Source organism: Bradyrhizobium sp. P2_E8, assembly GCF_056403875.1.
Genome location: NZ_JBFUES010000144.1, coordinates 1 through 10766, shown reverse-complemented (window position 1 = coordinate 10766; position 10766 = coordinate 1). Strand labels below are relative to the sequence as shown.

The window sequence follows — 10766 nt, the reverse complement described above, 5'->3', positions numbered from 1 at the left end:
CTCAAGGCCACGCCGCTCCGCGTCTCCATCGCCGGCCACACCGCCGCCGGTTTCGTGCCGACCCGCAGTGACTACGGTGCCTTCGATCTGTCGGCCGACCGCGCCAATGCCGTGCGGCAGATCCTCGAGCGCGAGGGCCTGCCGGCCTCGCACATCTTCGCCGTCTCCGGCAAGGCGGACACCCAGCCGCTGTTTCCGGACGATCCCTCGCTGGCCGCCAACCGGCGCGTGACCATCACCCTGATGCGCGAAGATCCGCCGCTGCCGCCGAATTTGAAGCCGTAGGGAATGATCCGGACCCGAAGGGCCGCGCTGGCGCACGTGCGCTACCATCTTACCTGAGGCATGTCGTCGCGCTGGCGACGAGAGTGGCCGCGCCGTCACAGCATTCGGCTCAGCGCCTGCTAAGGTGGGGTGCCGATTGACAGGCGCGCCGGAAGCGTCAAAAGGCGCCGGATCAAATTCAGGGACGAAGCGTTTTCCACCWTCATGACGGCGAGCATCACACAGGCCGAGACCCAGGACGGGCCGGTCACCTCAGGCTTTTGGGCGCTTACGCTCGGGAGCATCGGTGTCGTTTTCGGCGATATCGGCACCTCGCCGCTCTACGCATTCCATGAGGCGGTGCGGGGCGCGGCCCATGGTGAGCCGGTCACGCGGGGCATGGTGCTCGGCGTGCTCTCGCTGATCCTGTGGGCGCTGCTGATCGTCGTCACCGCCAAATATGTCCTGCTGCTCTTGCGCGCCGACAACAACGGGGAGGGCGGCACGCTCTCGCTGATGGCGCTCGGCCAGCGTGCGCTCGGGCGGCGAAGCTGGTTCCTGCTCGCGCTCGGCGTGGTCGGCGCCTCCATGTTCATTGGCGATTCCATGATCACGCCGGCGATCTCGGTGTTGTCGGCGGTCGAGGGTCTCAAGCTCGTGACCCCCGCGTTCGAGCACTATGTGGTGCCGCTCACCGTCCTCATCCTGGTGCTGCTGTTCGCGGTCCAGAGCAAGGGGACGGCGCTGGTGGCCTCGGCCTTCGGGCCGGTGATGGTGGTCTGGTTCACGTGCATTGCGGTGATGGGCGCCGTCCACATCGCCGACGATCCGTCGGTGCTCGCCGCGATCAATCCCTATTACGCGCTGCAATTCCTGCTCTCGCATGGCACGATTGGCCTGGTGACGCTGGGCGCGGTGTTCCTGGCGGTGACCGGCGGCGAGGCGCTCTATGCCGATCTCGGCCATTTCGGCCGCAAGCCGATCCAGTCGGCCTGGATGTTCTTCGTGCTGCCCTCGCTGCTGATCAACTATTTTGGGCAGGGCGCGCTGGTGTTGTCCGATCCGAGCGCGATCGAGCACTCCTTCTACCGCATGGTGCCCGAGCATCTGGTGCTGCCGCTGGTCGGGCTTGCGACCGCGGCGACCGTGATCGCGAGCCAGGCGGTGATCACCGGCGCCTATTCGCTGGTCTATCAGGCGGTGCAGCTCGGCCTGCTGCCGCGCTTCGAGGTGCGCTACACCTCCGAAACCCATGCCGGCCAGATCTATCTACCGCGCGTGAACCGGCTGCTGCTGATCGGCGTGATGCTGCTAGTGCTGTTGTTCCACACCCCCAGCAATCTGGCTTCGGCCTATGGCATCGCGGTCTCCACCACCATGGTCGCCGACGGCATCATGGGCTTCGTGGTGATCTGGAAATTGTGGAACTGGCGCGCGGCGACGGCTGCGGCGGTGATCGTGCCCTTCGTCGTCGTGGACATGAGCTTCTTCAGCGCCAATCTGCTCAAGCTCCTGGAAGGCGCCTGGGTGCCGCTGCTGTTCGGCGCGGCCATGGCGGGGACGATCTGGACCTGGCGGCGTGGCACGGGAATCCTTATCCAGAAGACGCGCCGGATCGAGGTGCCGCTGGACGATCTGATCCGGAGCCTGGAGAAGCGGCCGCCGCACATCGTCAAGGGCACCGCGGTGTTCCTGACCAGCGATCCTTCCTTCGTGCCGACCGCGCTGCTGCACAACCTCAAGCACAACAAGGTGCTGCATGAGCACAACGTGATCCTGACCATCGAGACCGCGCAGACGCCGCGAGTGGACCTGTCGGAGCGGTTCCGCATGGAGAAGGTCAGCGACAAGTTCTCGAAGGTCCGCCTGCGCTTCGGCTTCATGGAGCAGCCGAACGTGCCCAAGGCGCTCGCGATCGCGCGCAAGCAGGGCTGGCAGTTCGACATCATGTCGACGTCGTTCTTCGTGTCGCGAAGGTCGCTGAAGGCCTCGGCACAGTCGGGCATGCCGCTCTGGCAGGACCATCTGTTCATCGCGCTGAGCCGGTCCGCCAACGACGCCACCGACTATTTCCAGATTCCCACGGGGCGGGTGGTTGAAGTTGGCACCCAAGTCACCATTTGATCGCAGTTGGCGGATCCATGCGAAATTTGCATGGCGAGGGCCCAAAAACGGGCTAGGCTATGCCGGCAGCGCAGGACTATAAGCCCGCGCTCTTCCGCCGTTGTGCAGTGAAGCATTTTTAGAGGCCACCAGGCTCTCCCATGACAAGCGACGTAGCAGTTCCCGCCCCGGAAACGGCGGCGGCCAATGGCCATGGCGAGGCCCACACGACAGCCGGTTTCGGCGCGCTGACGCTCGGCAGCATCGGCGTGGTCTATGGCGACATCGGTACCAGCCCGCTCTACGCGTTCCGCGAGGCCGTGACGGCGGCCTCCTCGGGCACCGAGGGGCTCGCCACGCCGGCGGCCGTGCTCGGCGTGCTCTCCCTGATCCTGTGGGCGCTCATCGTCGTGGTGACGCTCAAATACGTCGTGATCCTGCTCCGCGCCGACAACAACGGCGAGGGCGGCACGCTGGCGCTGATGGCGCTGGCCCAGCGCGCGGTCGGCACCGGCGGGGCAACCATCGTCCTGCTCGGCATCATATCCGGCGCCCTGTTCTACGGCGACGCCGTCATCACCCCCGCGCTTTCGGTGCTGTCGGCGATCGAAGGCATGAAGGACGTCACGCTGCATTTCGAGCCTTACATCGTGCCGCTGACCGTGATCATCCTGGTCGGCCTGTTCGCCGTGCAGTCGCGCGGCACCGCTCGCGTCGCTGCCTTTTTCGGCCCGATCATGTGCGTCTGGTTCGCGGTGATAGCGATCGCCGCGATCCATCCGATCATCCAGCAGCCGCAGGTGCTGTTCGCGCTGAATCCGCTCTACGCCGTGTCCTTCATGCTGCACCACGGCATCATCGGCTTCGTGACGCTGGGCGCGGTGTTCCTGGCAGTCACGGGTGCGGAGGCGCTCTATGCCGATCTCGGCCATTTCGGCAAGCGGCCGATCCAGACCGCCTGGCTGTTCATCGTGCTGCCGTCGCTGGCGCTGAACTATCTGGGGCAGGGGGCGCTCGTGCTCGGYGATCCCGGGGCGATCGAGAGCCCGTTCTTCCAGCTGTTTCCGCAAGGCTGGATCCGCGGCGCCATGGTCGTGCTCGCCACCGCCGCCACCGTCATCGCAAGCCAGGCCGTCATCACCGGCGCCTATTCGCTGACGCGCCAGGCGATCCAGCTGGGGCTGCTGCCGCGTTTTGAAATTCGCCATACGTCTGAAGCCCATTCCGGCCAGATCTTCATCCCGCGCATCAACCAGCTCCTGCTGGTCGCGGTGGTGCTCCTGGTGCTGCTGTTCCGCTCCTCCAGCGCGCTGGCGTCCGCCTACGGCATCTCCGTCACCGGCACCATGGTGGTCACCGCGATGATGGGCTTTGTCGTGATCTGGAAGGTCTGGCGGTGGTCGCCGCTCGCGGCGGCTGCGCTGATCGCACCCTTCCTGTTCCTTGACCTGACCTTCCTGGCCGCCAACCTGCTCAAGGTGTTCGAGGGTGGCTGGGTGCCGCTCGCGCTCGGCGCGCTCATGATCATCCTGATGTACACGTGGCGGCGCGGCAGCCGGCTGCTGTTCGAGAAGTCGCGCAAGCTGGAGTTCCCGCTCGCCGACCTGGTGGCCATGCTGGAGAAGCGGCCGCCGCAGCGCGTGCCCGGAACCGCCGTGTTCCTGACCTCGGACCCGCTCAGTGCCCCGACCGCGCTGATGCATAGTCTGAAACACTACAAGGTGCTGCACGAGAAGAACGTCATTCTCACCATCGAGACCGCGCAGACCCCGCGGATCGACCCGGCCGAGCGCGTCAGGCTGGAGCAGATCAGCCCGACCTTCTCCAAGGTGACGCTGAAGTTCGGCTTCATGGAATCGCCCAACGTGCCGAAGGCGCTGGCGATCGCCCGCAAGCTCGGCTGGCAGTTCGACATCATGTCGACCTCGTTCTTCCTGTCGCGCAGGGCGCTGAAGCCTGCCGCCCATTCCGGCATGCCGCGCTGGCAGGACCGGCTGTTCATCTCGCTCAGCCGCTCCGCCAACGACGCCACCGACTATTTCCAGATCCCTAGCGGCCGCGTGGTCGAGGTCGGAACGCAGGTGACGATCTAGCGCCGCCGCTGTCATCGCCCGGCTTGACCGGGCGATCCAGTATTCCGAGACAGTTGTGGTTGAATCGATAGGCCGCGGCGTACTGGATTCCCCGCTTTCGCGGGGAATGACACCGAGCGCGTGGTCGGATGCGAAGGAGGAGTTTCAGGCATCCTGAAAGCCGGACTTCAAGTCGCTGCGATTTAGCTTTAACTTGCGCCGCGCGGCTCAAGCCATTGTAGCGCTTGATTTTCGCTGCCCGAGAGGCGAGGTTGCCGCCCGCCGGGATCGCCCCGGCATGCGGCTCGCGACGTTGGAGGATGATGTGGCAAATCAAGTACAGGATCTGGCCCCGGACGAGGTCTCCAAGGGTGTCGCGGAGGGCCGCTATCTGCTCGTCGACGTCCGCGAGCCGAACGAGGTCGAGGCCGAGGCCTATCCTTACGGCGTCGTGGTGCCGCTCTCGACCTTCGATCCCAAGGCGATCCCCGATCCCCAAGGCAAGGAGGTCGTGTTCGCCTGCCGCTCGGGCAAGCGCTCGGTGACGGCCTCGCTCGCGGCGCAGGCGGCGGGCCTGCCTTACGACAAGCATCTCGCCGGCGGCATGCTCGGCTGGAAGGCGGCGGGTCTTCCCAGCAAGGTCGGTGGCTGACCGCGCGATGACGACCAAGAGCTCGTCCCTGAACAAGGTCTTCGCCGACCTTCCCGTCACCATCTTCGAGGCGATGTCGCAGGCTGCGCGCGACAATGCCGCCATCAATCTCGGCCAGGGCTTTCCTGACGATCCCGGCCCCGAGGACATCCGCCGCGCCGCGGCCGACGCCTCGCTGAACGGCTACAACCAGTACCCGTCGATGATGGGCCTGCCGGAGCTGCGCCAGGCGATCGCGACCCATTACGGCCACTGGCACGGCCTCAAGCTCGATCCGATGAGCGAGGTGATGGTGACCTCCGGCGGCACCGAGGCGCTGACCTCGGCCATCCTCGCGGTGGTGCAGCCCGGCGACGAGGTGGTCTGCTTCCAGCCGGTCTATGATTCCTACCTGCCGATCATCCGCCAGGCCGGTGGCATTCCGCGCCTCGTCCGGCTCGAACCGCCGCACTGGCGATTGAACGAGGACATGCTGAGAAGCGTCTTCAATTCAAAGACCAAGGCGGTGCTCTTCAACAATCCCTTAAATCCCTCCGCAGTGGTCTATCCGCGCGAGGACCTCGAGCTGCTCGCGCGCTACTGCCAGGAGTTCGACGTCATCGCGATCTGCGACGAGGTCTGGGAGCACGTCACCTTCGACGAGCACAAGCACATCCCGCTGATCACGATCCCCGGCATGCGCGACCGCACCATCAAGGTCGGCTCGGCCGGCAAGATCTTCTCGCTCACCGGCTGGAAGATCGGCTTCGTCTGCGCCGCGCCGCCGCTGCTGCGCGTCGCCGCCAAGGTGCACCAGTTCCTGACCTTTACGACCGCACCGAACCTCCAGGCCGCCGTGGCCTATGGCCTCGGCAAGTCCGACGACTACTTCCTGTCGATGCGCAAGGACCTGACGCGGAGCAGGGACCGCCTGACCAAAGGGCTGGAGAGCCTCGGCTTCCCCGTGCTGAAGTCGCAGGGCACCTACTTCCTCACCGTCGACCTGTCGCCGCTCGGGCTGAACGAGAGCGATGCCGAGTTCTGCTGGCGGATCGTTAGGGATTACAAGGTCGCGGCGATCCCGGTCTCGGCGTTCTACGAGCAGGACCCGGTGACCTCGGTGGTCCGCTTCTGCTTTGCCAAGAAGGACCAGACGCTCGACACCGCGCTGGAGCGGCTGTCGGACGCGGTGCGTGGACGCAAGAGGTAGATTTGAGATGACGAACGTCAGCCGCTCCAGGCTTTGCCTTGGTTTTGCAATCGCCGCAGCGCTGACGTTGCTCTCCGCTCCCGCAGGCGCCGAGGAGCGGGTCGTCAACTTCTACAACTGGTCCAACTACATGGCGCCGGATGTCTTGGAGGCCTTCACCAAGGAGACCGGCATCAAGGTCGTCTACGACACCTTCGATGCCAACGAGACGCTGGAGACGCGCCTGATGGCCGGCAAGTCCGGCTACGACGTCGTGGTGCCGACCGCCTATTTCCTCCAGCGCCAGATCAAGGCCAACATCTTCCAGAAGCTCGACACCTCGAAGCTGCCGAACTTGGCCAATGCCTGGCCCGTGGTGACGCAGCGCCTCGGCATCTACGATCCCGGCAATTTCTACGCCGCCAACTACATGTGGGGCACCACGGGCATCGGCTACAACGTCRCCAAGGTGAAGCAGATCCTGGGCGCTGACGCCAAGATCGACAGCTGGGACATCGTCTTCAAGCCGGAGAACCTCGCCAAGTTCAGGGATTGCGGCGTGCACATGCTCGACTCCGCCGACGACATCTTCCCGGCGGCGCTGAGCTATCTCGGGCTCGATCCGAACTCGACCAAGCAGGCGGACCTGGAGAAGGCCGCCGAAATCGTCGCGAAAGTCCGCCCGTCGGTGCGAAAATTTCACTCGTCCGAATACCTCAGCGCGCTCGCCACCGGCGAGATCTGCTTCGTGGTCGGCTGGTCCGGCGACATCATGCAGGCGCGCGCCCGCGCGGCCGAGGCCAAGAGCGGCGTCGAGATCGGCTACACCATTCCGAAGGAGGGCGCGCAGATGTTCTTCGACAATCTCGCGATCCCCGCGGACGCCAGGAACGTCAAGGAAGCCTACGAGCTGATCAACTACCTCTACCGCCCGGACATCGCCGCCAAGAACTCGGACTTTTTGTCGTATGCCAACGGCAACCTCGCCAGCCAGAAGCTGGTCGATCCGAAGATTTTGAACGACAAGAACATCTATCCGGACGAGGCGACGCTCGCAAAGCTGTTCGTCATCACGGCGCGCGAGCCGGCGACACAGCGGATCATCAACCGGCTGTGGACCAAGGTGAAGACGGGGCGGTAGAGGGGCTGAGACGGAGCAGACGCTCCCCTTGCTCGGTCGTCATGCCCCGGATTGTCCCGGGCATCCACGTCTTTCCTGCCGCGTGGTGATGCGTGGATGGCCGGGTCAAGCCCGGCCATGACAGAGAGAGTTCTGTCCGCTACCGCCACCTGCGGTGCAGCCACAGCCACTGCTCCGGATGCTCGCGCACCCAGCCTTCCACGACGTTGGTGATCGCCTGTGTCGTGCCCTGGATGTCGATCTTGCCGTCGGCATCGCGGACCGGCGGGACTTCCTCCGTCAGTTCGGCGGCGAAGCGGCCCCCGGGCTTGCGGATGACGCGGACGCCGTGGATCGGGCATTCGACCTGGCGGAGCAGGCGCGCCAGCATCGGATTGGCGCGGGTCTTGCGGCCGAAGAAGGTCACCTCGACGCCGCCGGTCAGATACTGGTCGATCAGCATGGCGACGTGCTTGCCGTCCTTCAGCGCCTGCGCGAGGCGCAGCGGCGCGTCGCGCCCCGCCGGGATCAGCGTGCCCATGTTGACCTGCCGCATCTCCTGGATGATGCGGTCGGCGGAGGCGATGTTCGGCCGGCGATAGAGAATCGCGGCATCCAGCCCATGCGCGACGGCGGCGAGCGCCGGCAATTCCCAGTTGGCCAGATGCGCGGCGAAGATCAGCGCAGGCTTGCCGTCATCGCGGATGTGGTCGAACAGCTCGATGCTGCGCTTCGGCAATTCGATCCGGCTGTTCTCCGGATGGTCGCGGTCGTAGTCCCAGACGTGGTCCATATGGGCGAATTCGGCGCCGACGCGGCCGAGATTGTCCCACACGCCCATCAGGATCTGTTCGATCTCCTCCGGCGATTTTTCCGGAAACGCCGCGGTGAGGTTGGCGCGGCCGATGCGGTGCTCGCGCAGGCGCGGGCCGACCAGCTTCACAACGCGTGAGAAGAAGTCCGAGGTCTTGACCGGATCGAAATAGCGCGTGGTGCGCAGCATGCCGACCGTGGCGGCGCCGATCAGGCTGCCGCCGATCGATTTGGCAGCCTCCCGCGCGCGGGCCTTGATGCTCGCAGTCAGCAGCGCCATGCGTCCGGTCAGGCCGGTTCGCGGGTCAGGATCAGCGAGGCGTTCTGGCCGCCGAAGCCGAACGAGTTCGACATCACCGCGGTGACGCGGGCGTCGCGCGCCTTGTTGCCGACGACGTCGAACAGGATCGTGGGATCCGGGGTCTCGTAGTTGATCGTCGGCGGGATGCGCTGATGCTCGAGGGTGAGCAGCGAGAAGATCGCTTCCACGGCGCCGGCGGCCGAGATGGTGTGGCCGACCATCGACTTGTTGGACGTGACCGGGATCTTCTGCGCGAGCTCGCCGAACACGGCCGATGTCGTGTTGAACTCCATCTTGTCGTTCTCGGGGGTCGCGGTGCCGTGCGCGTTGATGTGGTCGATCTGGTCCGGGGTCATGCCGGCATCGGCCAGCGTCTTGTTCATGCAGCCGATGATCGGCTTGCCGTCGGGCGAGGAGCGGGTGCGATGGAAGGAATCGGTGAGCTCGCCGCAGCCGGCGATCACGCCGAGGATCTTTGCACCGCGCGCGGTTGCGGCTTCATAGCTTTCCAGCACCAGCGCGCCGGCGCCTTCGGCCATGACGAAGCCGTCGCGGTTCTTGGAGAAGGGGCKGGAAGCCGCCTGCGGCGGATCGTTCTGGGTCGACAGCGCGGAGAGCAGCGAGAAGCGCACCAGCGCTTCCGGATTCACCGTGCCGTCGGTTGCGACGCACAGCGCGGCATCGGTCTCGCCGCGGCGGATCGCTTCGACGCCGAGCTGGATCGAGGTCGCGCCCGAGGCGCAGGCCGTCGACAGCGAGATCGGCGAGCCCTTGGTGCCGAAAGTCTCGGCGAGATAGGCTGCGACCGAGCCGAACATGAAGCGGTGATGATAGGCGYTGTACTTGCCGCCGCCGGAGATGCGCAAGAGATCGTCATAGGTGAAGTCCGGCGAGCCGACGGCGCGGCCGAGCTCGCGGCGCTGCGGCCATTCGACCTCAACCGGAGCGACCGCGAGGAAGAGCGGGCCCGGGAAATCGGCCTTGGCGCCGATGCCGGCCTGCTCGAGCGCTTCCTGGGTCACGATCTCGGCCATCCGCTCGGACAGGCCGGTGGAGGAGAACGGATCGACGCTGACGAAATCGACCGTGCCGGCCATCGTCGTCTTCAGGCCGTCGACCGGAAAGCGCGTGATGGTGCGGATGCCGGATTCGCCGGCGACGAGCTTCGCCCAATTGTCGGCCTTGCCGGCGCCGAGCGAGGTCATGATGCCCATGCCGGTGACGACGACGACGGGACGCCCGAATTTGTCGCGTGGTGCAGTCATGTCGATCCCCCGCTAGAGCTAGCTCACGGCCTCGACCAGCGCCATGCCTTCGCCGCGCCAGTGTCCGGCCCCCACGACCACAATCTGGGTGGGCGCTCCCTGCATTTCAATCTCGGTCCCCGTGGAATCGTTCGGCGGGAACAGTGCGCCGCGCGAGATCGAGAGCGCGGCGAGCGCGATTCCGAGCGGGAATTGCGTCTCCATGGTGTGTCCGAACATCGTGCCGGTCGAGCGCACCGGGAAGTCGGCGTGGCCCTTCAGGAAGCCGCGCTCCTCGGATGTCGCGGGCTCTGCGCCGGTCGCACCCGTGATGATCGCGCCCTTGCCCTCGCGCTTCGGCAGCTTGGCCCAAAGCTTCTCCAGCGTCGCGGCCATGTCGCCGGGCTGCTTGCGCCGGGCGAGATCGGCCACCACGCTCGACAGTTTTGCGAACGGCTTGGCGCCGCGGGCTTCCGCGTGCGCGCGCGACTCCAGCACCAGGAAGGCACCGGCCGACCCCAGCGCGAAGCCGGCGTGGTCCTTGCGCGCCCAGACGGGCGCGAATTTGTCCTTCAGGTTGAAGTCGCCGAATTCGTAGAGGACCATGAGGTCCTTGCGCTCGCCATTGTGCGAGCCGCCGATCAGGGCGATGTCGCTCTCGCCCGAGCCGATGCGCGCCAGTGCGATGCGCGCGGCATCGGCGCCCGCGACCTCTTCGCCCATGAAGGTGCGCGAGGTGCCGCCAAGCCCATGCACGATGGCGATGTTGCCGGCGAGGAGATTGGAGAGCTGGGCCAGAAACAGCGTCGGCCTGAGATCGCTCATCAGGCGCTCGTTGAGGAAGCCGGGCGCATTCGCCCCCTTGGCCTCGGCCGTGAGCACGCCGGTGTCGACGTTGAGATCGCGCTCGCCGCCGCCGGCGGCCACGACCATGTCGATCTTCGACAGGATGTCCTTGTTGCCCTTGATCCCCGCGGAGTCGAGCGCGAGGCCCGCGGCATAGGTGCCGATGCGCTGCCTGGCTTCCAT

The 10766-nt window shown here is 65.9% G+C and carries 9 protein-coding genes; 6 read left to right on the top strand and 3 right to left on the bottom strand.

All coding sequences use genetic code 11. The features are described from left to right. The 6 genes from AC1D00_RS10820 to AC1D00_RS10795 all read left to right on the top strand — a co-directional run. Positions 1 to 285, top strand: a 285-nt coding sequence (locus AC1D00_RS10820; RefSeq protein WP_477010670.1) for an OmpA/MotB family protein, incomplete at its 5' end; no start/stop codon positions are given. A gap of 204 nt (positions 286 to 489) precedes the next feature. Continuing rightward, entirely contained in the window at positions 490 to 2388 is a 1899-nt protein-coding gene (locus AC1D00_RS10815; RefSeq protein WP_477010669.1) for a potassium transporter Kup, read from the top strand. 140 nt (positions 2389 to 2528) lie between these two features. Then, positions 2529 to 4460: a potassium transporter Kup gene (locus tag AC1D00_RS10810; RefSeq protein WP_477010668.1), complete on the top strand. Its 1932-nt coding sequence runs from the start codon at positions 2529 to 2531 to the stop codon at positions 4458 to 4460. 304 nt (positions 4461 to 4764) lie between these two features. After that, a complete protein-coding gene (locus AC1D00_RS10805; protein ID WP_135173933.1) occupies positions 4765 to 5091 on the top strand; it encodes a rhodanese-like domain-containing protein in 327 nt (108 codons plus the stop codon). Positions 5092 to 5098: 7 nt separating this feature from the next. Continuing rightward, positions 5099 to 6280, top strand: a complete 1182-nt coding sequence (locus tag AC1D00_RS10800; RefSeq protein WP_477010667.1) for an aminotransferase — start codon at positions 5099 to 5101, stop codon at positions 6278 to 6280. Between the two features lie 7 nt (positions 6281 to 6287). Then, the gene (locus tag AC1D00_RS10795; protein ID WP_477010666.1) at positions 6288 to 7400 is read left to right on the top strand and encodes a polyamine ABC transporter substrate-binding protein; all 1113 of its coding nucleotides are present in this window, start codon (positions 6288 to 6290) and stop codon (positions 7398 to 7400) included. A 139-nt stretch (positions 7401 to 7539) separates the two neighbouring features. Here the strand turns inward: AC1D00_RS10795 and AC1D00_RS10790 are convergent, their stop codons facing one another. The 3 genes from AC1D00_RS10790 to AC1D00_RS10780 all read right to left on the bottom strand — a co-directional run. Further along, positions 7540 to 8472 carry a lipid A biosynthesis lauroyl acyltransferase gene (locus AC1D00_RS10790; RefSeq protein ID WP_477010665.1) on the bottom strand — a complete coding sequence of 311 codons (933 nt, stop codon included), beginning with the start codon at positions 8470 to 8472 and terminating at the stop codon, positions 7540 to 7542. An 8-nt stretch (positions 8473 to 8480) separates the two neighbouring features. Continuing rightward, positions 8481 to 9758, bottom strand: a complete 1278-nt coding sequence (locus AC1D00_RS10785; protein ID WP_477010664.1) for a beta-ketoacyl-ACP synthase — start codon at positions 9756 to 9758, stop codon at positions 8481 to 8483. 18 nt (positions 9759 to 9776) lie between these two features. Next, a partial coding sequence (locus AC1D00_RS10780) for a beta-ketoacyl-ACP synthase (RefSeq protein ID WP_477010663.1) occupies positions 9777 to 10766 on the bottom strand: 990 nt, incomplete at its 5' end.

Bases quoted from the DNA above. Each gene is read 5' to 3' on its own strand.
- AC1D00_RS10815 (WP_477010669.1), top strand. From the start codon at position 490: ATGACGGCGAGCATCACACAGGCCGAGACCCAGGACGGGCCGGTCACC.
- AC1D00_RS10790 (WP_477010665.1), bottom strand. From the start codon at position 8,472: ATGGCGCTGCTGACTGCGAGCATCAAGGCCCGCGCGCGGGAGGCTGCC.
- AC1D00_RS10800 (WP_477010667.1), top strand. From the start codon at position 5,099: ATGACGACCAAGAGCTCGTCCCTGAACAAGGTCTTCGCCGACCTTCCC.